Consider the following 23085-nt stretch of genomic DNA (forward strand, 5'->3'; position numbering starts at 1 on the left):
ACCTACAATGTCTATAGGATTTGAAGGGCGGCGGTCGCGATGGAGACACTGGTCATCGGTGGTGGCCCCGGCGGGGCCCTGGCGGCGCTCGCGGTCACCGCCCACGGTGGACGCGCGGTGGTCGTGGACCCGGCCCGGGAGGTCGGGCCCGGCTCAGCGTATTCCACCGACGAGCGGGGGCACCTGCTGAACTCACGGGCCGGGACGATGTCCGCGGACCCCCGCGACCCCGGCGATTTCGCCGCCTGGGCCCGATGTCGACCCGACGCGTTCGTCCCACGCCAGGTCTTCGGCGACTACCTCGCCGACCGGGTGGCCGGGGTGCCGCACTTCCGTCGGCGCGCGGTCCGGGTGCGCCGGGTCGGGAGCCGCTGGGCGGTCGACCTCGACGACGGCACGACCCGGCGGGCGGCCGCGGTGGTCATCGCCGTCGGCCCGCCACCGCCCGTCTTCCCGTCAGCGGCCGCGGTCGCGGTACGCCGTGCGCCAGGCTACGTCCCGGTGCCCTGGTCACCCGGAGCCCTGGACGGCATCGCGCGGACCGACCGGGTGCTCCTGCTCGGCACGGGCCTGACCGCCATCGACGCGGCCCTGACCCTGCTGTCCCGCGGCCACACGGGCGGAATCGTCGCGATCTCCCGCCACGGCCTCCTACCCCGCGCCCACACCTCGGCCCCGCCCGTCCCCACTCCACTCGGCGCCGCGGCGTCAGGTGCCGTGCCCCGCGCCGGGCAGGAGGGGCCGGCGTCGTTGCGTGGTCTGCTGCGGGCCGTGCGCGCGAGCGCCGACTGGCGTGCCGCCGTGGACGCCCTGCGACCCCGCGTCGACCAGGTCTGGGCGGGACTGACCCTGGAGGAGCAGCGACGGTTCCTGCGTCACCTGTCCCGCTACTGGGAGGTGCACCGGCACCGGTGCGCGCCCGAGGTGGCGGCGACCATCGACGTCGCCCGGGCCACCGGCGAGCTGGAGGTTCGCGCCGCCCGGGTGTCGCTGATCCACGCCTCGCCGCGCGGGTTCGAGGTCACCCTGGGCGACGCCGCGCCGGCCCGCTTCGACGCCGTCGTCAACTGCACCGGACCCGGCCACCCGGCCGGCATCCCGCTGGTCCGCACGCTGGTCGCCGACGGCCTGGCCACGGCCGACCCGCTCGGGCTCGGCATCGACGTCGACGCCGCGGGCCGCCCGATCGGCCGGCACGGCCGCCCGGTCGAAGGGCTGCACGTGATCGGCAGCCTGCGCCGCGGCCGCTGGTGGGAGACCACCGCGATCCCGGAGATCCGCGCCCAGGCCTACGCGGTCGCCGACCTGCTGACCACGACCCGGGCCCACGCCGCGGCCTGAGCCGCCGAGCCGTCCACCCGAGGGGATTGCCCGACGCATCGATCCGTCGCTACCCTATTAATCCGATAGGATAAGAGGGAGAGATGCCATGAGTAGACCCACGCGGATCAGCGAGGACTGGGCGGCCACGGTCGTCGGGCTCGTGCTGCTGGTCCTGATCCTGACCGGTGTCATCAGCCAGGGGATCCTGCAGTGACCACCGTCAACGAGACCGAGGCGCTGGCGCCGGTCGAGACGGAGGAGCGCGAGGTCGACTGGGCCTGGGTGGCCGCCGGCGTCGTGCTCGTGCTCGCCCTCGCCTGGCTGACGAGGTATCTCGACAAGAACGTGCCGACCTGGCTCGCCGACACGAGCCTGAGTCGGGTCGCCAAGTCCGTCGAGTACCCGGTCTACGCGATCGCGATCGGCCTGGTCGGCAACGCGGTGCTCAGCCTGACCGGCGTCCGGGACCGGCTGGCGCCCGCGTTCCGCACCGAGTTCTTCATCAAGACCGGCCTCGTGCTGCTCGGCGTCTCGATCAACCTGTCGCTGCTCGTCACCGCGGCCGGGCCGGCGATCGTCCAGGCCATCCTGCTGATCTCGGGTGTCTTCCTGTTCACCTGGTGGCTCGGCGGCCGGCTCGGCCTCGACGACAAGCTCCGGGCGCTGCTCGCCTCCGCGGTCTCCATCTGCGGCGTCAGCGCCGCGATCGCCGCCGCGGGCGCGGTGCGGGCCCGGCGTGAGCAACTCGCGTACGCCGCCAGCCTGGTCATCCTCTTCGCCCTCCCGTCGATCTTCCTGCTGCCCTGGCTCGCCGACGTGTTCGGCCTCTCCGACGCGGTCGCCGGCGCCTGGATCGGCGGCAACATCGACACCACGGCGGCCGTGACCGCGGCCGGCACCCTGGCCGGCGAGGACGCGCTGAAGATCGCGACCATCGTCAAGGTCACCCAGAACGCGCTGATCGGCATCGTCGCCGTCGCGCTGACGGCGTGGTTCGCGTTCAAGGTGGAGCGCACCGCCGACGCCGAGCGGCCGGGCATCGGCGAGCTGTGGCGCCGGTTCCCCAAGTTCGTGCTCGGCTTCATCGCCGCTTCGGTGATCGGCACGTGGTTCGCCAACTCGGTCAGCGCCGCCGACAACTCCGCCGCTCAGGCCGTCGCGACGAACTTCCGCACCTGGTTCCTGATCCTGGCCTTCGTCAGCATCGGCCTGGAGTTCCGCCTGACGGCCCTGCGCGAGGCGGGCTGGCGCCCGATCGCCGTGTTCGCCAGCGCCACCGTCGTCAACATCGGCCTGGCCCTCGCCCTGGCCGCCCTCCTGTTCGCCAACTTCACCGTCTAACCCAGCGTGAGCGATGACGGCCAGGTGTCGATCCGTTCGACCCTGTCCGTCACGTTCAGCGTGGCCAGCACCGCGTCGGCGTCGGCCACCCCGAAACCCTCGTACGCCTTGCCGATCCGGACGGTCACCTCGAGGTGCGGCACCCCGAGCAGGGCCACCTCGTCCTGGCCGGGATAGACGTAGGCCGGTCGCCCACGGGCGCTGTAGTTGCTCCGCTCGTGCGTGCCGTCGGCGTCCCGGGCGTACTGCGCCTGCACCTCCATCCGCCCGCCCTGCGTGTCCCGCAGCACGACACCGCCCTGCGCGTACCGGTCGCCGATGAACCCCACGTAGGCACTCTCGATCTCGCTCGGTCGCTCCACGAGTTGGAACGGCAGCAGGATCCGCTGCGTACGCTCCAGGTCGAGGGTCGCCGCGACCCGCCGGGCGTACGCGTCGTCCCGGGCGTCGACCCGCAGCCACAGCCCCGGCACGGGCTCGCGGCGCAGCACGGCGGGCAGGTTGGTCATCGCGTCCGCCTGGTCCACGGCGGCCTGGTCGCGCCCGATCGTGACGTACACCAGCCCGCCGTCGATCTCGGCCTCGAGCCGTTCGTAGCCCACCGTGCTGCTCCAGGTGTGGTGCCGCGCGCCGGCCACGACGGCGGGCGCCGCGAAGTGGACAAAGTTGGGATCCGTGCCGACGGCCGCCGGATCGATCGCCGCGCCGGGCAGGCCCGCGTCGGGCAGGGTGACCTCGGCCGGCGCGACGGCCCCGGGTCGCAGCGCCGAGCCGTCGCCGACCGCCCGCACGACCACCGTGCCGCCGGCCGCGACCAGCACCGCGACGGCGGCCGCCGTCAGCGTCAGGACGGTGCGGCGCCGTCGGCGCACCGCCCGCCCGCGGTCCGTCGCGCGGGCGACCAGCGTGACCCGGTCGATCTCCCCGGCCGCGTGCCGGTCGAGGGTGGCGCGGAGCAACTCGTCCAGTTCCGGCATCGGTCGTCCTCTCACTCGGCGGGGGTGTGCTGCAGGGCGAGGCGCAGGGCATCCATCGCCCGCGCGGCGTGACTGCGCACAGTGGACGGCGAGCAGCCGAGGATCTCGGCGATCGTGGCGTCGTCGAGGTCCTCGTAGTACCGCAGCACCAGCACCGACCGCTGCTGCCGCGGCAGGTCGCGCAGGAGTCGCCACATCGCGTCGGTCTCGGCGACCGCGACACCGATGTCGGTGCCGCCCGCGTGGTGCCAGGCCAGGTCCGCGTCCGGCGCCGGCCGCTCGTGGTTGGCCCGCTTGCGCCACCACGACGCGTTCGCGTTGACCAGCATCCGGCGCAGGTAGACCTCGGGCCGCTCCATCGCGCTGATCGCCCGCCACCGCACGAACGCCTGCCCGAACACCTCCTGCACCAGGTCGTCGGCGCGATGGGGGTCGCCGGTCAGCAGCCGGGCCAGCCGTACGAGCGCGGGACCCCGCGACCCGACGTACTCCTCGAACGTCATCTTCAGGCGACCTCTTCCGGTTGTCTGCCGCGATAGACGCGTCGAGGAGTGCCCGGCGTCCACCCGACCGGAAGGAATTCTTACCGCAGGGCGCCGCCGAGCGCCGCCGCGTGGGTGGCCGCCCAGTCGCGCGCCGCCGCGCCGAACGTCCCGGCCCGCGACTCCAGCAGCGCCAGCGGGGGAGCCGGCACGCGCGCCCCGAGCGCGACGAGCACGTCGTGCAGCGCGGCGCCGACCGCGAACCGGTGCGGCTCGGACGCGGCGACGGCGACCGGCACGGCGACGGCGTCGCGCAGCGCCTCGTGCGGGAGCTGGTCGAGGAAGATCTTCAACAGCCCGGTGTACGTGCCCTTGTAGGTGGGCGTCGCCACGACGAGCAGGCGGGCCGCGCGCACGGTGGCGAAGGCGTCGACCGCCGGGGTGACAGCGGGGGCCGGGGTCGCGCCGAACGTCACGCCCACGATCTCGGCGAGTTCGAGCACGGTGGGTGTGCCCGCCCCCGGGTCGAGCCGGTCGATCAGGGCGGCCGTCACGGCGTCGGCGAGCGCGCGGGTACGCGACCCGGCGCGCGGGTTGCCGACCAGCGTGACGACCGGTGCGACGCGCAGCGCGGTGGAGACCACGGCGAAACCTCCTCGGGTCAGATTCCTACTTTGCCGATAGGATAGCTGCACTAAGCGAGAGGACCGCCCCATGCGCTTCCACTGGTTCCTGCCCACCACCGGCGACGGGCACGAGGTCCGTCCGGCCACCACGACCACGGGCGCCGACCCGGGCCGCGGGCCGGCGCGACCGGCGACGCTCGACTACCTCACCCAGGTCGCGCGGGCGGCCGAGGCGAGCGGCTTCGAGGCGCTGCTCACCCCCGTCGGCGCGGGCTGCCCCGACCCGCTGGTGGTGTGCGGCGCGATCGCCCAGCACACCGAGCGGATCAAGCTGCTCGTCGCGTTCCGCCCCGGTTTCACGCTGCCCACCGTGCTCGCGCAGCAGGCGCAGGCGTTCCAGGCGCTCACCGGCGGCCGGCTGCTGCTCAACGTCGTGACCGGTGGCGACTCCACGGAACAGCGCGGCTACGGCGACTTCCTCGACCACGACGAGCGGTACGCCCGCACCGCCGAGTACCTGGAGGTGCTGCGCCGGTCGTGGGCGGGTGCGCCGTTCGACTTCACGGGCGCGCACTACCGGGTCGAGGGCGGCGGGCTCGCCCAACCGCTCGCCGACCCGCCGGAGATCTGGTTCGGCGGCGCCTCGCCCGCGGCCGAGCGGGTCGCCGCCGCGCACGTCGACGTCTACCTGATGTGGGGCGAGCCGCCGGCCGCGATCGCCGACCGGGTGGCGAGGATGCGGGCGGCGGCGACCCGCCCGCTGCGCCTCGGCATCCGGCTGCACGTGATCGCGCGGGAGACCGCCGCCGAGGCGTGGGGCGAGGCCGACCGCCTGCTGGCCCGGATGAAGCCCGAGCAGATCGCCGCCGCGCAGGCCCGCTTCGCCCGGATGGACTCGGTGGGCCAGCAGCGGATGGCCGCCCTCCACAACGGACGGTCCGGCGACCTGACCATCGCGCCCAACCTGTGGGCCGGCGTCGGCCTCGTCCGCGAGGGCGCCGGCACCGCGCTCGTCGGCAGCTACGCCGAGGTCGAGGAGCGCATCCGGGAGTACGCGGACCTGGGCGTCGACGAGTTCATCCTGTCGGGCTGGCCGCACCTCGAGGAGGCCTACCGCGTGGGTGAGTTCCTGCTGCCCCGGCTGGCCCGCGATCGCGTCCCGGCGGCGGTGCCGGCCTGAGCAGGTCGGCCAGCGTGGTGCGGTCGACGATGTCGGCGATCCGGTCGTGCACGGCCAGCCACACCTCGCGCAGCCCCGCGGCGGCCGGCGGGTAGGCGGCGGTCTCCGTCGGCAGCCCGCGCACCGTGGTCAGCGAACCGTTCACGGCGCGCACCACGTCGCCCACCGTGATGTCGGCGGCGGGGCGGGTCAGCGCGTACCCGCCCTCGCCGCCGCGCTGACCGTGCAAAAGTCCGGCCCGCCGCAGGTCGACCAGGATGCCCTGCAGGAACGCGGGCGGCATCTGCTGCGCCCGGGCCAGCGCCGCGGCGGTCACCCGGCCGGGCGCGTCGGCCACGGCGAGCATGGCCCGCAGTGCGTAGTCGGTGCGTGCGGAGACCTGCATGTCACTCCCGGTCCAGCAGACCCCACCGGCGGCGGATCGCGTTGTCGGCCTTGGTGAACAGGAGGTCGACGAGCAGGCCGACGACCAGGATCACGATCATCACGCTGATCACCCGGGGCGCGTCGGACAGCTCGCGGGCGTAGGTGAGCTGCACGCCGATCGACGTGGACTTCGCGATGACCACGAGCAACTCGCCGGCCATCAGGCTGCGCCAGGCGAACGCCCAGCCCTGCTTGAGCCCGGCCACGATCGCCGGCAGCGCGGCCGGCGCGATCACGTAGCGGTAGAGGTTCAGCCCGCGCGCGCCCAGGTTGCGGCCCGCCCGCAGCAGCAGCGGCGGCACGTAGTCGACGCCGTGGATGACGCCGTTGGCGATCGACGGCGCGGCGCCGAGCACCACGACGAAGAAGATCGCCTGCTCGCTGAGCTGGAACAGCAGGATGGCCAGCGGGAACCAGGCGATCGACGGCATGGTCTGCAGCGCGGTGATCATCGAGCCGAGCGCGGCGCGGAGCACCTTGACGCGCGCGACCGCGAGGCCGAGCACGAGCCCGACCGCGACCGCGGCGCCGAACCCGATGGCGGCCCGCTGCGCGGTGATCAGCAGCCCGTCCCACAGGGCACCACCCGTCGCGTACGCCCAGAGGTCCGTCGCGACGGTGAGCGGGGCGGGCAGCGCGTACTCGGGCTTCCAGCCGCTCCAGACCACGACCTGCCAGAGGCCCAGCGCGAGCGCCAGCGCCGTCAGCTTGGGCCAGGTCGCCGCCCAGACGCGGGACGCCCGGCCGGGCACCTTCTGCTGGCTCGCGACCTCGAGCGCGTCCAGCCCGGAGATCGTGACGGTGTCAGTGGCCATGGCGTCCCACCTCCGCGCGGAGCCGGTCGGTGACCTCGGCGGCCAGCGTGGCCACCTCGGCGGAGTCGATCCGGCGGGGCCGGGCGACGTCCACCGGGGTCTGCCAGATGACCCGGCCGGGCCGGCTGGAGAGCAGCACGATGCGGTCGGCGAGCCGGGCCGCCTCCCGTACGTTGTGCGTCACGAACAGCACGGTCAGCGGCTTGCCGGCGGCGTTGCGCGCGGTCCACAGCCGCTCGAGCTCGTCGTGCAGGATGTCGCGGGTCATCGCGTCGAGCGCGCCGAACGGCTCGTCCATCAGCAGCACCGGGGTGTCGAGCGCCAGGGTGCGGGCCAGCGCGACCCGCTGGCGCATGCCGCCGGAGAGCTCGTGCGGCCGGCGCCGGGCGAAGTCGCCGAGGTGCACCGTGTCGAGCAGCTCGGCGACCCGGGTCTTGCGCTCCGCGCCGGCCAGGCCGCGCAGTTTCAGCGGCACCTCGACGTTGGCGCCGACGGTCAGCCAGGGGAACAGCGCGGGTTCCTGGAACATCAGGCCCGGCCGGGCGTCGCCGGCGACGTGGATGCCGCCGCCGCTGACCGCGTCGAGGCCGGCGACCAGGTTCAGCAGGGTGCTCTTGCCGCACCCGGATGCGCCGACGAGACAGACGAACTCGCCCGGTGCCACGTCGAGCGAGACGCGGTCGAGCGCCACGACGGCGTCCGCGCCCCGCCCGTACACCTTGGTCACGCCCGAGAGCGCGACCGCGGTGGTCGCGCCCTCGGGGACGAGCGTCGTGCTGGTCACGGGAGCGGGACCTCGGTCTCGCCCTGGGCCTTGAGCGCCTCGTTGAGGAAGCTCAGGTCGTAGAGCCCGGCCAGGTCGACCGGCTCGGTGAGGCCGACGGCGACCGCGTGGTCGAGCCCGGTCTTCAGCGACGACGCGATCGGGTCGTCGGTGAACTCCAGCGTCGACCAGGCCTGCTTGATCAGCTTCAGGTCCAGCGGCTTGCCGGTCAGCCTGCCGATGTGGTCGGAGATCGCCTGCTGCGCCTCGTCGGGCTTCTGGTTGACGAAGTCGTTGGCGGCGACCTGGCCCTCGACCAGCTTCCTGACGGTGTCCGGGTGCTCCTTCAGGAACTTCGTGCTGACGATCAGGTTCGTGATGACGAACTTGCCGCCGGGCCAGAGGTCGCGCTCGTCGACCAGCACCTTGCCGCCGGCGTTGACGAGCTGCGACACGAACGGCTCGGGCACCCAGGCACCGTCGATCGCCCCGCTGCGGAACGTCTCCAGCGTCTGGGAGTTGGCCTGCGGCACGATGCTGACGTCGCCGCCGCCCTCCTTGGTCGTGGTCAGGCCCTTCTCCTTGAGCCAGAAGCGGATCGCCACGTCCTGGGTGTTGCCGAGCTGCGGTGTCGCGATCTTCTTGCCGCGCAGGCCCTCGGCCGAGGTGATCCCGGGCTTGACGACCAGCGCGACGCCGCCCGACGCGGCGCCGGAGACGACCCGGACCGCCTCGCCCTTCGACTTCGAGTGCGCGTTCACGGTCGGGTTCGGACCGATGTACGTGGCGTCGAGCGCGCCGGAGAAGACGGCCTCGATCGCCTCGGGGCCGGCGTTGAAGGTCTTGGTCTCCAGCTTGACGCCGGAGCCGAGCTTCTCCGCGAAGATGCCCTTCTCGACGCCGACCAGCGCCGGCGCGTGGGTGATGTTGGGGAAGTAGCCGAGCCGGAGCGTGACCGGGTCACTCGCGGTGCCGGCCCTCTCGTCACCGCCGCACGCGGCGGCGGTCCCGAGCGTCGCGGCGGCCACGATCGCGACGGCGGCCAGATTGCCGAGCCTGCGCAGGGGGAGACTTCTCATCGCCCGTCCAATCCATTGTTTTCCTACTTGATTGATAGGAAGAGTGGGTTAGGGCGACCGGCCGCGTCAAGGTGACGTCCACCATGTGGGAGCGGGCAGAGATGCTTGCCGATGGGCATTGGTCGCGCTTAGCCGGTCCTTAAGTTTTCCTGTGCCGGTTGCTTAGGGCGCCACGACCTGCGGCGCGGCCGCCGGTGCGACCCGTGGACATCGACGCAGCGTGCTGCCTTCGCGGGCTGCCGGGCCGGCCCTGATGATCGACAACGCTGTCTTAAGTCGGCCGCCGAGGCCTGCGAAAACCGCCCTTGAGCAGGGCGGCTGCGGTGCCTTAGCTTCCGTGACGACCCCGCCGCGGACGGCCGCGGCGCACTCGCGAGAACCGGGATCCGTACATGGCCAACCGGAACGTGCCGCCCCAATGGCCGGGCGATGACGGCCGCTTCGACAGCCGGCCGCACCCGAGCACGGACAGGTACCGCGAGCGGCCCGTCGCCTACCACTACCCCGAGCAGCAGTCCGGCCCGCGCTGGGTGGGTCCGGACGGCGGCATCGACGGCTCGGTCGCCGGCCTGCCGGAGATCTACGAGGACGACGAGGACGACGACGGCGGCGCGGCCAACAAGGGCCGGCGGCGGGCGCTGATCGCGCTCGGCGGCGCGTTCGCCGTGGCCGGCGGCGGCGCCGCGCTGAGCTTCACCTCCCAGGGCCGCGAGCTGCTCGACAAGGTGCTCGGCGGCGACGGCGTGGACGCCACGGCGGACCAGCTCAACAACGCGATCTCCAACGCGCCGGCGCAGCAGCAGCCGAGCACGGTGCGCACCTACACGGAGCAGAACGAGTCCTACATGGGCTCGCGGGCCGGCAACGAGCTGCGGCGCAACGCGCCCGCCACGGGCCGGGCGTACCCGACCCCGAGCGCCGCCGCGGCCAACACCAAGGTCACCGTCAAGACCGTCCTCGCCAAGGACCCGGTGCTGCACCTCGCCCGCCGGGCCACCTTCGGGCCGACGCCGCAGGTGATCGCCGACATCCGCCGCCTCGGCATCGACAGGTGGATCCAGCTCCAGCTCGACCCCCAGAAGATCGCGCCGACGCCCGGTGAGCTGAAGCTCGCGGAGCTGACGACGCTGACCATGTCGATCCCGCAGCTGCGCGCCAACCGGGACGCCCTCAACGAGAAGGGCACCCAGGCCGACCAGGAGGTCGTCGACGCGGCGGTCGGCCGCATGATCTTCTCGGACCGGCAGCTCTTCGAGGTCATGGTCGACTTCTGGAACGACTTCCTGCACGTCGGCCCGTTCTTCGACGGCTCGGACATGGTCCGGTCGAGCTTCGACCGCGACGTGATCCGCAAGCACGCGCTGGGCCGCTACCCCGACATGCTGGTCGCCGCGAACCGCCACCCGGCGCTGCTGATCTACCTCAACCAGAACCAGTCCTCCAAGGACAACGTCAACGAGAACCTGGCCCGGGAGAACCTGGAGCTGTACTCGGTCGGCGTCGACGGCGGCTACACCGAGAAGGACGTCAAGCAGGCCGCGCTGCTGCAGACGGGCCGCAGCGTCCGCGACGACCAGTACGTCTACATCCCCGAGCGGCACCACGTCGGGCCGATCAAGATCATGGGCTTCAGCCACCCGAACTCGACGGCCGACGGCGGCGAGGCGGCCAGCGACGCGTACTTCCGCTTCCTGGCCCTGCACCCCTCGACCGCCCGCTACATCGCGCTCAACCTGGCGGTCCGGTTCGTCTCCGACACCCCGCCGAAGTCGCTGATCGACCGGCTCGCCAAGACCTACCTCACCAGCGAGGGCGCGATCAAGCCGGTGCTGATGACGCTGTTCAGCTCGTCGGAGTTCTGGGCCGCGGTCGGGCAGAAGGTGCGCCGGCCGATGGAGTACCTCGCGGCCACCTACCGGGCGCTGAGCGTCGCGCCGACGCCCAGCCCTGGCTTCCAGCAGGGCAACCGCAACCGCACCCCGTTCGCGGAGGGGCTGCGGCAGATCCGCAACAAGATGGACGAGCTCGGCCAGTTCCCGACGGGTCAGGCGACGCCCAACGGCTACCCCGACATCTTCCTCGCCTGGACGTCGGCCGGGACGATGATCAACGGCTGGAACGAGGCGCTGGACATCGTCAACGGCAACCGCCGGATGTTCTCCTACCTCAAGCCGGAGCGGTTCGCGGGCGCCAAGCCGCCGGCCACCGCGGGCGCCTACGTCGACGCGCTGGCCAAGCGCCTCGTGCACCAGACCCTGACCGCCAAGGAGAAGGCGGCGGTCCTCGGCATCGCCGGCGTCGCCGCCGGCGCCACGGTCGACGCGTCGCTGGGTGGCGCGCTCACATCCGTCGTGCGGGCGCTGCTCGCATCCCCCCAGCACCACCTGCGGTGAGCCAAATGGAGAGCAGCGTGTCGACATTCCCCGTTCACCCGGGCTGCCCGGACCTCGCCCGGCTGGCCGACAACCCCTTCGACGCCGCCCTGCGGGCCGAGGCGATGGCGGTCGAGGCCGAGGACAGCGCCGAACGCGACCGCCTCCAGTCGCTCAACGAGCTGGAGGAGGCGCAGCAGGACGGCCGTGGGGTGACCCGACGGACCTTCGTCACCGGCGCCGCCGCGACCGCCACCGCGCTGGCCACGACGCAGTTCGTCTCGACCCGGGCCTCGTTCGCGGCGACGAAGACCGGCACCCTGATCCACGTCTTCCTCTACGGCGGGCTCGACGGCCTGGCCATGGTCGCGCCGGCCGACGACCCGGTGCTGGCCAAGGTCCGCCCGGACCAGCTCATCCCGGAGAACGGCGGCATCGCGCTGCAGCGCGGCTTCCGCCTCAGTGGGGCGTTCGCGCCGTTGAAGAAGTACCTCGACGCGGGGCAGCTCGGCTTCGTGCCGGCGGTGACCGACCCGCGGCTGTCGCTGAGCCACTTCCAGGCCGCGGACGCCTGCAACCTCGGCGGCCTGCCGGGGGAGACCGGCGGCCGGGGCTGGCTCGACAGCCTGGTCGACGCGCTCGGCCCGGGCACCGCGTTCCGCAGCGTCGGCATCGGCAGCACGCTGCCGCGCTCGCTGGTCGGCACGAACGGCGCGATCGCCCTCAACAGCGTCGGGTCGTTCAACCTCAACGGCGACCAGCGGTTCAAGGCCGGCACGGCCAAGGCCATCAAGACCCTGTTCACCGGCATCAACCACCCGGTGGAGGAGTCGGTGCAGGAGGGGCTGACCGCGCTGAGCCTCGCGCAGCGGCTCGCCGCCAACGGCTACCAGCCGGCGGAGGGCGTCGACTACCAGGGCATCGGCAACGCGTTCCGGCAGCTCGCGCAGCTCATCAAGGGCGGCGCCAACGTCCGGGTGGCGACGATCGGCATGGGCGGCTGGGACACCCACGAGAACCAGGGCACCCAGGGCGGCTACGTCTTCAACCACATGAACGAGCTCGCCCGCGGGCTGGCGGCGTTCTTCGACGACCTCGGCCCGGCCGCGGCAGACGTCACCGTCATGGTGTCCAGCGAGTTCGGCCGCCGGGTCAGCCAGAACGGCAGCGGCACCGACCACGGGCACGGCGGCGTCATCGCGCTGCTGTCCGGCCGGAAATTGGCCGGCAACCTGCTCGGCCGCTGGGACGGCCTGGCCAAGCTGGACGGAGGCAACGTCCCCGAGTACAACAACATGTTCAACGTCTACGGCGCCGTCGCACAGGGCAGGTTCGGCCTGACCAACGCCGAGGTGGACAAGATCTTCCCCCGCCAGAAGTACGCCCCGGTGAAGCTCTTTGCGTGACTATCCCACTGGCGCCGTAGTAGCGGGCCGCCGTCGGACCGGGGACCCCCCGACCCGGTCCGACGGTCGCCCCGCGCCCGCCCCCGCCCCCGTCAACGTGCCCGCCCGGCGCGGCGGTGCCGGTCGGCGCCTGCTCCTGCTGATCTTCTGGGCCGGCCTCGTGCTGGCCGTGCTGCCCTGGTGGCTGACGACGCCGGCCGGCTCCCTGTCCGACAGCGGTGCGGTGGCCCTGGCCGCGGGCCGGATCGTCGGCCTGGTCGCCGGCTACGTGATGCTCGTCCAGATCGTGCTGATGAGCCGGCTGCGGTTGCTCGACCGGCTGGCCGGCGAGGAGCTGATGACCCGCTGGCACCGGGACATCGGCGGCGCGCTGATCGTCGCGGTGCTCGCCCACATGGCGTTGATCCTGGTCGGCTACGGCGCCCTCGACGGCGTCAACCCGCTGGTCGAGGCCCGGGTGCTGGCCACCGGCGTGCCCGACATGCTGACCGCGTTCCTGTCGGCCGGCATCCTCACCGCGGTCGGGCTCTTCTCCGTGCGGGCGGTGCGTCACGCCATGCCGTACGAGATGTGGCGCTGGCTGCACATGTCCACGTACCTGGTGCTCTACCTGTCCTTCGGGCACCAGTTCTCGCTGGGCCAACAGCTGTTCAAACCCGGTGTCGTACGCACGGGCTGGCTCGCCGCGTACGTCGGTGTCGCCGTGCTCCTCGCGTACGGCCGGGTGATCGCGCCCCTGGTCTTCAACCTGCGGTACGCCCTGCGCGTGGCCGACGTGGTCGCCGAGGGCCCGGACACGATCTCGATCTACCTGACCGGCCGGCGGCTCGACCGGTTGAAGGTCCTAGGTGGACAGTGGTTCCGCTTCCGGTTCCTGGCCCGCGGGCTGTGGTGGCAGTCGCACCCGTTCTCGGTCTCGGCCGCCCAGAACGGCCGGTGGCTGCGGCTGACGGTCAAGGTGGTCGGCGCCTTCACGCGGGAGCTGCGCGAGCTCGAGTCCGGCGCGCGGGTCTTCGCGGTCGGGCCGCGCGGCTCGTTCACCGCCGCCCGGCGCACCGCGGCCCGCTCGCTGCTGATCGCCGGCGGCATCGGCATCACGCCGATCCGGGCGATGCTGGAGGAGCTGCCGCCGGGCGCGACGCTGATCTACCGGGCCAGCACGCCGGCCGACGTCGTGCTCCAGCGCGAGATCGACTGGCTGGCCCGGGCCCGCGACGTCGACGTCTGGTACGTGATCGGCGCCCGCACCGACCCCGGGCCGCGCCAGGTGATGAGCCCCACCGGCCTGCACCAGCTCGTGCCGGACCTGGAGCGGCGGGACGTCTGGCTGTGCGGGCCGCCGGGCTTCGTGGAGGCGACGCAGAAGCTCGTGCGCCGCTCGGGCGTGCCCCGCAAGAAGATCCACCTTGCCGCGTTCGAACTCTAGGAGGACCCCGTGCGCCGTGCCGCGCTGGCCGTAGCCGGGCTCGCCGCCGGCACCTCGCTGCTGGTCGTGGCCAAGGGTGGCGGGGGAGCGGCGCCCGACACCGTGGCGGCGGCCAACGCCGGCCCGACGCCGTCGGGTTCACCGTCGGCCGCCGCACCGCCCGCCCCGGACGCCGCCGCCCCGTCGGCGTCCGGCAAGCCCGGCACCAAGCAGTCCGCGAAGCCGAAGCCGGGGAAGAGCAGCACCAAGGCGGCACCACCACCGGCCGCGCCGCCGAAGTCCAACAAGGTGGTCGGGCCGCGGGTCCAGAATCCGTACGGCGCGGTCCAGGTCGTCCTCGACCTCGACGGCAACCGGATCACGGCCGTGCGCACGCTGGAGATGCCGGACGTCGAGGCGCGTTCGGACCAGCTCAGCGCGCTCGTCGAGTCGCAACTGGGCGAGGAGGCGGTCCGCGAGCAGGGTGCCGACCTCGACACGGTCTCGGGCGCGACGGAGACGAGCGAGGCCTACAAGGAGTCGTTGCGCCGCGCCATCGAACGCATGAAGAACGGCGAGCGTGACTGAGTTCCGCGCCCAGGAGTGCATGGGGACGGTGATCAGCGTCGAGATCGCCGCGGGCGGCTCGGCGGCGCTGCTCGACGAGGTGTTCGCCTGGTTCGACGAGGTCGACGCGCGGTTCAGCACCTTCAAGGACGACAGCGAGGTGTGCCGGCTCGACCGTGGTGCGCTGGCGCTGGCCGACGCGTCACCGGACCTGCGGCACGTGCTGTCGCGCTGTGCCGACCTGTGGAGCGAGACCGACGGCTACTTCGACGCGTACGTGACCGGGCGGTTGGATCCGTCGGGGTTCGTGAAGGGCTGGTCAGCGCAGGTCGCCTCGGACCGGCTGCTCGCCGCCGGTGCGACCGACCACTGTGTCAACGCCGGCGGCGACCTGCGGGTGCGCGGCCACGCGGCGGGTGGACGGCCCTGGCGGGTCGGCATCCGGCATCCGTGGGAAGCGCTGGCGACCTGCCACACGGTCGCGGGCACCGACCTGGCCGTGGCGACGTCCGGCGTCTACGAGCGGGGACACCACGTCATCGACCCGCGCCGCGGGCGGCCGGCGAAGGGGCTGCGGTCGGTCACCGTCGTGGGTCCGGACCTCGGCACGGCCGACGCGTACGCGACGGCGGCGCTCGCCATGGGTCGGGCCGGCCTGCAGTGGCTCGCCGGACTCGCCGGTTATGCCTGTGTTGTCGTCACTGACGAGGGACGGAAGCTCAGCACCCGCGCTCTGGCCCCGACTGGTTAAGACAACTACCATGGTAACCCGTGTACGATCAGCGTTTGATCGGGCGGTGCGTGCCCGCCGGTCGCGAGCCGGTGGGCCGGGAGCCGTTCGGGCGTGACCCGGACGGTCTGGTGCCGGCCCATCTTTGGCATCGAAGTCCGCCGTTCAGGGGGTCGACCTCGACGGATGCCGCCGTTACCTTGTCACCTAGCATGTGCCTCCCTCCCCGCCGCGCGCCCATGTGGGCCGCCACCTGCATCAACGACCGGTTGCCAGACCGGACGTGCGGCTGTTCACGTCCTGTTGACGGGATCTTCATCGGTCTCGTCCACGGGATCCGTGAATCCGGGAATGCGGGTCGCTCGTCAGGCCGCCCGGCGGGTGGTCGAGAGCTGGCGGGGCAGGTGCGGCACGCGGTCGAGCCGGGTGAGGATCGAGTCGACGATCATCCGCTGCACCGCGTAGGAGTCCGGCAGGCTCCAGGCCACCTCCTCGGGCGGGACCACCCAGCGCACGGCGCCCTGGGGGAGGCGCGTCGGCGGGGCGGGCACCCACGACCCGGTGCCGTGCCGCACCACGTCGAGCGAGTTCTCGAGCTCGGGTCGCAGCGGGTCACCCGGACGCACCAGGAACATCCACCGGCCGAGCGGCGTCGCGGCGACGGGGCCGCGCACCTGCAGGCGCCCGGGGCCGAGCACGCCGGCGTGCAGCCGCGCCGCGGCCAGCACCCGGCCGCCCAGGCTGTTGGGCACCTCGAGCACGTCGAAGGCGTGGCCGGTGGCCAGCAGCACCGCGTGTGCCCGGCGCTGCCACCAACGCTCCACCGTGGACGGATCGGCGCTGGCACCGCGCTCCCAGCCCTCGACCGCCGGGTGGCAGGTCGACGTCGGGCAGCCCGGCCTCTCGCACGCGAACCGGCCGCCCTCGAGCCATGCGCCGGGCACCACCTTCCACTGGTGGTCGGCGTAGCGCACGGCCGATCGGCGCAGTGCGACTCGGGCGAATGGTGGTCGGATACTCCACCGCATGGTCAGAAACTCCCTACATCTGGGTCCGGCATCCCTTAGCAGAGGGCCGGCGCCGTAACTGGATCGACACGCGGTCCGTTGTGTGACACAGAGCTGAATGCAACTTGCAAATGAAAAGTACGAGCGCACCTGTGACGGGAAACGCACTCGGAGTGCGATAGGCACAAACGGGTGATATCCGCAACACCGCCCAGCAAGCCCCGAATCAGACAGCCCCTGAACGAGCGAGGGGGGAGGACGGACATGGATGAGCTCCCAATCGGTCGCCGCGTCGCCTACTGGCGCGCCCGGCGCCGGATGTCCCAGCAGGTCTTCGCGGACCGCCTGGGCAAGTCGAAGAGCTGGGTCGACAAGGTCGAGCGGGGTGTCCGCCGGCTAGACAAGTTCTCGGTGGTCTACGAGATCGCCGACGTGCTCCAGCTCGACGTGCAGCTCCTGCTGGGCAAGGACCCGGAACGCCGGCCGGACGCCATCAACTGCATCGACCAGGTCGAGGTCGAGGAGATCCGGTCCGCCCTGGAGCGGTACGACTCGATCAGCGCGTTCTTCGACACGTCGTACGTGCCGCAGCCGTTGACCGAGATGCGCAAGGCGGTCAGCCACGCCTGGCTGACCTTCCAGCACGCGAAATACGGCGTGCTGGCCCGGGCGCTGCCCAAGCTGCTGCGCGACGCACAGGCGGCCGACACGGCGTACGCGAACGGCGACGAGGCCCAGCCCGCCGCCCACCTGCTCGGGCAGGTCTACCAGATCGCCTCGTCGTCGCTGCGCAAGCTGGGCGAGCACGAGCTGGCCTGGCTGGCCGCCGACCGGTCGATCGCGGTCTCCCAGCGGGCCGGCGACCCGTTGCTCGCCGGCACAGCCACCCATCGGGTCGGCTGCGCGCTGCTGGCGCTCGGCCGGGCCCGGCCCGCGCTCGAGGTCAACATCAACATCGCGAACCGGCTCGCGCCCGGGGGTGGCAACGAGACCCCCGAACAGCTCTCCGTGTACGGGATGCTGCTGCTGCAGGGCGCCATGGCGTCCGCCCGGATCGGCGACGGCGCCACCGTCCGCGACCTCCTCAACGGCGCGGAGGAGGCGGCCAACGCGATCGGCGGCGACCACAACCACTACTGGACGTGCTTCGGGCCGACCAACGTGAAGCTGCACCGCGCCGCCGCGGCGGTCGAGCTCGGCGAGGGGCGCGCGGCCGTCGAGGTGCACGAGGGCATCGACCAGGAGGGCTTCAACAGCCTGCTGCCGGAGCGCCGGGCGCACCACATGCTCGACATCGCCCGCGGCTTCGCGCAGATGGGTGACGTCGAGAAGGCCAGCGAGATGCTGTTGGAAGGTGACCGGCTCGCGCCGTCGGAGATCCGCTGCCGGCCGATCGCGCACGAGGTCATGTCCGACGTCCTGCGCCGTACCCGTGGCACCCCGCCGCCCGCCGTCGCCGAACTGGCGGAGCACATGGGCGTCGGAGTTTAGTTGCTGGTATGAGAGGCGTCCTCTACGCGATCTGCTGCGGCTCGCCGGTCGCCCGCGGCATCGGCCGGCTGGTCGACCTCGCGAAACAGCGCGGTTGGGACGTCTGCGTCATCACGACGCCGGACGGCCGCAAGTTCGTCGACGTGCCGGAGTTGGCGGCGCTGACGGGTCACCCGGTGCGGTCGTTCTACAAGAACCCGGGCGACCCCGACGTGCTGCCGACCGCGCACGCCATGGTGGTCGCCCCGGCGACGGTCAACACCATCAACAAGTGGGCGGTCGGGATCGCCGACACCCTGGCTCTCGGCCTGGTGGTCGAGGGCCAGGGCAAGGACATCCCGATCGTGGCGATGCCCTTCACGAACGCCGCGATGGGCATCCACCCGGCCTTCCAGGAGTCACTGACCCGGTTGCGGTCGTGGGGCATCACGGTGCTCTTCGGCGACGAGGTCCTCCCGATGCACCCCCCGGGCACGGGCGGCGACCTGGTCGACGTCTTCCCCTGGCACCTGGCCCTGGACGCGGTCGACGCCCGCCTGGCCACCGACGGCCGCGTCGAGCTCGCGCCACCGGGTCGCGCCGACATCGCCGCCGACGGGGCCGGTGCCCGTTCGGAGTGAACGGGCCCCGCGGCGGGCCTGGCAGCGGAGCGGTGTCTGGCGGGAGCGACGGTCGCGCCCACCGCGGACCCGAGCCCGGATGTCCGTGCTCTCTGACCCGCACCACCGCGTCACCGCCCCGCTCCAGCGTCGCCGGTAGGATCTGCGCCGATGAGCACGACTGTGGCGGCGGCGGTTGCGGCCCTCGACGACCGTTATCCACCCGCTTGGGCGGAAGAGTGGGACCGGGTCGGGCTGGTCGTGGGTGATCCGGCGGCCGCGGTGCACCGTGTGCTGTGCGTCGTCGACTGCGTGCCCGAGACCGTCGCCGAGGCGGCCTCCGTCGGGGCCGACCTGATCGTCGCCCACCATCCCCTGCTGATGCGGGGTGTGTCGTCGGTCGCGGCGACCAGCTACAAAGGACGGATCGTCCACGACCTGATCAAGGGTGACATCGCGCTGTTCACCGCGCACACCAACGCCGACGTGGCCGCTCCCGGGGTTTCCGACGCCCTGGCCGCGCGGCTCGGTCTGGTCGATCTGCGGCCGTTGGTCGCCGCGGGTGAATCGTCAGAGGCGAGAGGGACCGGGCGGATCGGGCGGCTGCCCGTGCCGCGGCCGCTGTCCGCGCTGACCGCCCAGGCCGCCGCCGTGTTGCCGCGGACCGCGTGGGGCGTGCGGGCCGCCGGTGATCCCGACCGGGTGATCACGACCATGGCCGTCTGCGGCGGTGCGGGCGACTCGTTCCTGCGTGCGGCCGCCGCCGCGGGGGTCGACGCCTATCTCACCGCCGATCTCCGGCACCACCCCGCCAGCGAGGCGGTCGCCGGAGGTGGTCCCGCGCTGCTCGACGCGGCACACTGGGCGACCGAGCGTCCGTGGCTGGACGACCTGGCGACCTACCTGCGTGCCACGCTTGAGGTGGACGTGCTGGTCTCCGACCTCGACACCGACCCGTGGACGTTGCACGCCGCGTCCACCCTCTTCACCCCGCCGAAGGAGCCGCTCACGTGAAGGCCGAACCGAAGGCGCAGCGCCGGCTGCTCGACCTCCAGGCGATCGACACCGCGCTCGCCCAGCTTGCCCACCGGCGGCGCACGCTGCCCGAGAACGGCGAGCTGGAGACGCTGGCCCGGGAGCTGTCCGCCCTCGAGGACGAGCGGGTACGCGCCCAGGTGGCCGTCGACGACCTCGACCGCGACATCGCCCGGGTCGAGAAGGACGTCGAGCAGGTCCGCACCCGCAAGGATCGCGACGAGGCCCGCCTGACCATGGGCACCGGCCCCGCCCGCGAGCTGGAGGCGTTGCAGCACGAGGTGGTGTCGCTCACCCGGCGGCAGTCGGAGCTCGAGGACAGCGAGCTCGAGCTGATGGAGCAGCGGGAGACCGCGCAGGGTTCGCTGGACGAGGTCGTCGGCCGGCTGGACGCCGCCCGCGGCCGGCGGGGCGACACCGAGGTGCGCCGCGACCAGATCCTGGCCGAGATCGAGAGCGACGAGCAGTCCCGGGTCGCCGCCCGCGGTCCGGTCGCGGCCGACATCCCGGCCGATCTTCTGGGTTTGTACGACAAGATCCGCGAGTCCTCGGGTGGCCTCGGCGCGGCCCTGCTGACCGCCGGCCGCTGCGGCGGCTGCCGCCTGGAGCTGTCCGGCGCCGACCGCGCCCGGATCAAGGCGGCCCCGGCCGACGACGTGGTCCGCTGTGAGGAATGCCGACGGATCATGGTGCGTACGGGGGAGTCCGGCCTGTGAGTGCCCCGTCCCGCGTCGTCATGGAGGCCGACGGCGGGGCGCGGGGGAACCCGGGGCCTGCCGGCTACGGCGCGGTCGTCCGGTCGCCGTCCGGTGACGTGCTGGCCGAGCGCTCCGAGGCGCTGGGCATCACCACCAACAACGTCGCCGAATATCGGGGGCTGATCGCGGGCCTGCAGGCCGCGGTCGACCTGGGCGCCGCCGAGGTCGACGTCCGGATGGACTCGAAGCTGGTCGTCGAGCAGATGTCCGGCCGCTGGCAGATCAAGAACGCGGGCCTGCGCCCGTTGGCGGCCGAGGCGGCGGCACTGGTCGACCGGCTGGACCGCGTGACGTTCACGTGGATACCGCGCGAGCGCAACAAGCACGCCGACGCTCTGGCGAACGCCGCCATGGACGCGGCGGCCGGGATCGCGCCCGTGTCCTCGGCCGAGCCGGCCGCGGCGTCCGCGCCCCGCTCGTGGGAGCCGCGCCCGCTGGAAGGGGCGACCCGGCTCGTCCTCGTCCGGCACGGCGAGACGGCGCTCACGTCGCAGGGCCGCTACTCCGGTCGCGGCAACGTGCCGCTGTCGACGGTCGGCGAGGCCCAGGCGACGGCGGCGGGCGTCGTCGTGGCGGCCCGGGCCCCGGACGTGGTCGCGGTGGTCACGTCCCCGCTGGCCCGCTGCGTCTCGACCGCGGAGGCGATCGCCACCGAGCTGGGCGGCGGCGTACCGGTCCGCGTCGAGGACGACCTGATCGAGTGCGACTTCGGGGAGTGGGAAGGGCTGACGTTCGCGGAGGTACGGTCGCGGTGGGCGGCGGAGCTCGACGCGTGGCTCGCGGACCCGTCGGTGGCGCCGCCCGGCGGCGAGTCCTTCACGGCCGTGGCGACCCGGGCCCGACGCGCGACCTCGATGCTGATGGCGACCTATCCGTCGAGCGCGGTCGTGGTGGTCTCGCACGTCTCACCGATCAAGCTGATCCTCCAGGACGCGCTGGCCGGCGGGCCGGGGTTCCTGCACCGGCTCTACCTGGACCCGGCGGGCGTGTCGACTGTGGACTACTGGCCGGACGGCGGCGTCGCCGTGCGCACGGTGAACGACACGTCGCACCTGCGCTGACCGCGGGCGCCCGGGCGTGGTCGGTTGCCGGGGCCCCGCGATCGGCTCGGCGAGGCGGCGTGGAGGTGCGTTGGGGCTTCCGTCGGTTCGGCGGGACGGCGTGGAGATCCTGCGCCGGCGCGGGACGGGCATCGTGTCAGGCCGGGAGGAGGCCGATGGCGGCCTCCGTCCGGCGGACCTTGTCGGCCGCGATCGCACGGGCCTTTCGGGCGCCCGTGCGGAGCACGTCCCGTACGTGGTCGGGGTCGGCGGCCAGTTCGACGTAGCGGCGTTGGATCGGGGCGAGAGTTTCCACGACCGCGTCGGCCACCGCGTGCTTGAGGTCGCCGTAGCGGTCGAAGCCCGCGGCCAGCGCGCCTGGCTGCGCGCCGGTGCAGCCCGCCAGGATGTCGAGCAGGTTGGCGACGCCGGGGGACTGGTCGGGGTCGTAGGTCACGGTCGTACCGGCGTCGGTGACCGCCCGCATGATCTTGCGGCGGAGGTGCGCCGGCTCGTCGAGCAGGCGCAGCGCCCCGGCCGCCGCCGAGGTCGACTTGCTCATCTTCTCCTTCGGCGCCGACAGGTCCATCACGCGTGCGGCGACCGGAGGGTTGACGGTCCTGGGCACCGTGAAGGTCTCGCCGTAGCGGCCGTTGAACCGGACCGCCAGATCCCGGGCCAACTCGACGTGCTGGCGCTGGTCGTCGCCGACGGGCACCTCGGCGGTGTCGTACAACAGGATGTCGGCGGCCATCAGGATCGGGTAGGTCAGCAGGGACATCCGGACCTGCTCCTGCCGCCGGGACTTCTCCTTGAACTGGATCATGCGCTGCGCCTCGCCGTACCCGGTGACGCACTCGAGCAGGTAATGCAGTTCGGCGTGCTCGGGCACGTGCGACTGCACCATGAACAGGCAGGCGTCGGGGTCGAGCCCGGCGGCGAGCAGCAGGGTGGCGAACTCGAGCGTCCGGTCCCGCACCTCACGCGGATCATGGTCGAGCGTCAACGCGTGCAGGTCGGAGATGAAGACGACGGTGTCGCCCGTCGCCTGCCCGTCGATGATGGGCCGCATGGCGCCGAGGTAGTTGCCGAGGTGCAGGTGCCCGGACGGCGTGAAGCCGGTGAGTCGTCGTGGCATCGGTGTGGCTCCCGTGGGATCAGGGTCGCCGTGCCCGGGCCTGCCACGCTTCGGATACGCGAACGGCCGCCCGAACAGGGCGGCCGCGTGGTCGAAACGCGCGGATGAGGTGCCGCCCCCGTCAGGGGCGCCACCAGCCGAGGTCAGGCCTGGTCCGCATGCCCCCACGATATCAGCGCCGGGACGTTGCGGTTGCGTGTGATCATGTTCGATGGTTCGTCTGCTCGACAGCTCTGACGGGAGTTCGCGGTGGCGTGGTGGAGAAGGAAAAGCGACGAGACAGAGGCCGTCTACGAACGTGTCCACGTGATGTACGTCAAGGACAAGGCCGAGTACCCGCCCTTCTACCTGGCTTCCTGCGACTGTGGCTGGACCGGGGACCAACGGGAGGACGAACCCGGCGCCCGGGAGGCCGCCTTCGCCGACGCGCACGCGCACGCCGAGGTCCACGCGGAGATTCTTCCGATCGAGGTGGTGCCGGAGGTCGCGTACCCGATCGACAGGCCGTGAGCGACCCTTCGGGCG

23 protein-coding genes are annotated in these 23085 nt (G+C 72.6%); 14 read left to right on the forward strand and 9 right to left on the reverse strand.

What is annotated here, in order from left to right; translation table 11 throughout:
* Nucleotides 1-39 precede the first annotated feature (39 nt).
* Both Asi02nite_RS32310 and Asi02nite_RS32315 read left to right on the forward strand, forming a co-directional pair.
* Nucleotides 40-1341, forward strand: coding sequence for an FAD/NAD(P)-binding protein (locus tag Asi02nite_RS32310; RefSeq protein WP_203717801.1), 1302 nt, complete (start codon nt 40-42; stop codon nt 1339-1341).
* A 192-nt stretch (nt 1342-1533) separates the two neighbouring features.
* Nucleotides 1534-2664 (forward strand): YeiH family protein, encoded by a 1131-nt coding sequence (locus tag Asi02nite_RS32315; protein WP_203717802.1) that lies wholly within the window; start codon nt 1534-1536, stop codon nt 2662-2664.
* Here the strand turns inward: Asi02nite_RS32315 and Asi02nite_RS32320 are convergent.
* The 3 genes from Asi02nite_RS32320 to Asi02nite_RS32330 form a co-directional block, all read right to left on the reverse strand.
* The gene (locus tag Asi02nite_RS32320; protein WP_203717803.1) at nt 2661-3641 is read right to left on the reverse strand and encodes a hypothetical protein; all 981 of its coding nucleotides are present in this window, start codon (nt 3639-3641) and stop codon (nt 2661-2663) included. The genes Asi02nite_RS32315 and Asi02nite_RS32320 overlap by 4 nt on opposite strands.
* Nucleotides 3642-3652: 11 nt before the next feature.
* Complete coding sequence (locus tag Asi02nite_RS32325; protein ID WP_203717804.1) at nt 3653-4144, reverse strand: SigE family RNA polymerase sigma factor; 492 nt, start codon at nt 4142-4144, stop codon at nt 3653-3655.
* An 80-nt stretch (nt 4145-4224) separates the two neighbouring features.
* Complete coding sequence (locus tag Asi02nite_RS32330; RefSeq protein WP_203717805.1) at nt 4225-4767, reverse strand: NADPH-dependent FMN reductase; 543 nt, start codon at nt 4765-4767, stop codon at nt 4225-4227.
* Nucleotides 4768-4837: 70 nt separating this feature from the next.
* Here Asi02nite_RS32330 and Asi02nite_RS32335 point away from each other — a divergent pair, with 70 nt between their 5' ends.
* Nucleotides 4838-5929, forward strand: coding sequence for an LLM class flavin-dependent oxidoreductase (locus Asi02nite_RS32335; RefSeq protein WP_203717806.1), 1092 nt, complete (start codon nt 4838-4840; stop codon nt 5927-5929).
* Here the strand turns inward: Asi02nite_RS32335 and Asi02nite_RS32340 are convergent.
* From Asi02nite_RS32340 to Asi02nite_RS32355, 4 genes are read right to left on the reverse strand one after another with little or no spacing between them, the layout of a single operon-like run.
* A complete protein-coding gene (locus tag Asi02nite_RS32340) occupies nt 5826-6314 on the reverse strand; it encodes an RrF2 family transcriptional regulator (protein ID WP_203717807.1) in 489 nt (162 codons plus the stop codon). The two genes, Asi02nite_RS32335 and Asi02nite_RS32340, sit on opposite strands and share 104 nt — an antisense overlap.
* Before the next feature lies 1 nt (nt 6315).
* Nucleotides 6316-7170, reverse strand: a complete 855-nt coding sequence (locus Asi02nite_RS32345) for an ABC transporter permease (protein ID WP_203717808.1) — start codon at nt 7168-7170, stop codon at nt 6316-6318.
* Nucleotides 7160-7954 (reverse strand): ABC transporter ATP-binding protein, encoded by a 795-nt coding sequence (locus Asi02nite_RS32350; protein WP_203717809.1) that lies wholly within the window; start codon nt 7952-7954, stop codon nt 7160-7162. The genes Asi02nite_RS32345 and Asi02nite_RS32350 overlap by 11 nt, the downstream gene beginning before the upstream one ends.
* Nucleotides 7951-9012 carry an ABC transporter substrate-binding protein gene (locus tag Asi02nite_RS32355; protein WP_203717810.1) on the reverse strand — a complete coding sequence of 354 codons (1062 nt, stop codon included), beginning with the start codon at nt 9010-9012 and terminating at the stop codon, nt 7951-7953. Before Asi02nite_RS32355 ends, Asi02nite_RS32350 begins: the two co-directional genes overlap by 4 nt.
* A 392-nt stretch (nt 9013-9404) precedes the next feature.
* Between Asi02nite_RS32355 and Asi02nite_RS32360 the strand changes: the two genes are divergently transcribed.
* From Asi02nite_RS32360 to Asi02nite_RS32380, 5 genes are all read left to right on the forward strand, one after another.
* Nucleotides 9405-11405 carry a DUF1800 domain-containing protein gene (locus Asi02nite_RS32360; RefSeq protein ID WP_203717811.1) on the forward strand — a complete coding sequence of 667 codons (2001 nt, stop codon included), beginning with the start codon at nt 9405-9407 and terminating at the stop codon, nt 11403-11405.
* A gap of 17 nt (nt 11406-11422) precedes the next feature.
* Nucleotides 11423-12790: a DUF1501 domain-containing protein gene (locus Asi02nite_RS32365; RefSeq protein WP_239127322.1), complete on the forward strand. Its 1368-nt coding sequence runs from the start codon at nt 11423-11425 to the stop codon at nt 12788-12790.
* Between the two features lie 97 nt (nt 12791-12887).
* Nucleotides 12888-14216 (forward strand): ferredoxin reductase family protein, encoded by a 1329-nt coding sequence (locus Asi02nite_RS32370; RefSeq protein ID WP_239127324.1) that lies wholly within the window; start codon nt 12888-12890, stop codon nt 14214-14216.
* Between the two features lie 9 nt (nt 14217-14225).
* Nucleotides 14226-14783 carry an FMN-binding protein gene (locus Asi02nite_RS32375; RefSeq protein ID WP_203717814.1) on the forward strand — a complete coding sequence of 186 codons (558 nt, stop codon included), beginning with the start codon at nt 14226-14228 and terminating at the stop codon, nt 14781-14783.
* A 19-nt stretch (nt 14784-14802) separates the two neighbouring features.
* Nucleotides 14803-15513 (forward strand): FAD:protein FMN transferase, encoded by a 711-nt coding sequence (locus Asi02nite_RS32380; protein WP_203717824.1) that lies wholly within the window; start codon nt 14803-14805, stop codon nt 15511-15513.
* A gap of 344 nt (nt 15514-15857) precedes the next feature.
* Here Asi02nite_RS32380 and Asi02nite_RS32385 read toward each other — a convergent pair whose 3' ends face one another.
* The gene (locus Asi02nite_RS32385) at nt 15858-16520 is read right to left on the reverse strand and encodes a bifunctional DNA primase/polymerase (protein ID WP_203717815.1); all 663 of its coding nucleotides are present in this window, start codon (nt 16518-16520) and stop codon (nt 15858-15860) included.
* Between the two features lie 243 nt (nt 16521-16763).
* Here Asi02nite_RS32385 and Asi02nite_RS32390 point away from each other — a divergent pair, with 243 nt between their 5' ends.
* From Asi02nite_RS32390 to Asi02nite_RS32410, 5 genes are all read left to right on the forward strand, one after another.
* Nucleotides 16764-17990 carry a helix-turn-helix domain-containing protein gene (locus Asi02nite_RS32390; RefSeq protein WP_203717816.1) on the forward strand — a complete coding sequence of 409 codons (1227 nt, stop codon included), beginning with the start codon at nt 16764-16766 and terminating at the stop codon, nt 17988-17990.
* Between the two features lie 8 nt (nt 17991-17998).
* A complete protein-coding gene (locus Asi02nite_RS32395) occupies nt 17999-18610 on the forward strand; it encodes a flavoprotein (protein WP_203717817.1) in 612 nt (203 codons plus the stop codon).
* Nucleotides 18611-18760: 150 nt separating this feature from the next.
* A complete protein-coding gene (locus Asi02nite_RS32400) occupies nt 18761-19603 on the forward strand; it encodes a Nif3-like dinuclear metal center hexameric protein (protein ID WP_203717818.1) in 843 nt (280 codons plus the stop codon).
* Nucleotides 19600-20340, forward strand: a complete 741-nt coding sequence (locus Asi02nite_RS32405; protein ID WP_203717819.1) for a zinc ribbon domain-containing protein — start codon at nt 19600-19602, stop codon at nt 20338-20340. Before Asi02nite_RS32400 ends, Asi02nite_RS32405 begins: the two co-directional genes overlap by 4 nt.
* A 20-nt stretch (nt 20341-20360) precedes the next feature.
* A complete protein-coding gene (locus Asi02nite_RS32410) occupies nt 20361-21443 on the forward strand; it encodes a bifunctional RNase H/acid phosphatase (protein ID WP_239127329.1) in 1083 nt (360 codons plus the stop codon).
* A gap of 136 nt (nt 21444-21579) precedes the next feature.
* On the opposite strand, the gene trpS is transcribed toward Asi02nite_RS32410, so the two are convergent.
* Nucleotides 21580-22560 (reverse strand): tryptophan--tRNA ligase, encoded by a 981-nt coding sequence (trpS, locus tag Asi02nite_RS32415; protein WP_203717821.1) that lies wholly within the window; start codon nt 22558-22560, stop codon nt 21580-21582.
* Nucleotides 22561-22866: 306 nt separating this feature from the next.
* Here trpS and Asi02nite_RS32420 point away from each other — a divergent pair, with 306 nt between their 5' ends.
* Complete coding sequence (locus Asi02nite_RS32420) at nt 22867-23070, forward strand: hypothetical protein (RefSeq protein ID WP_203717822.1); 204 nt, start codon at nt 22867-22869, stop codon at nt 23068-23070.
* Nucleotides 23071-23085 lie beyond the last annotated feature (15 nt).

The sequence above is a fragment of the Asanoa siamensis genome (assembly GCF_016862555.1).
GTDB lineage: Bacteria > Actinomycetota > Actinomycetes > Mycobacteriales > Micromonosporaceae > Asanoa > Asanoa siamensis.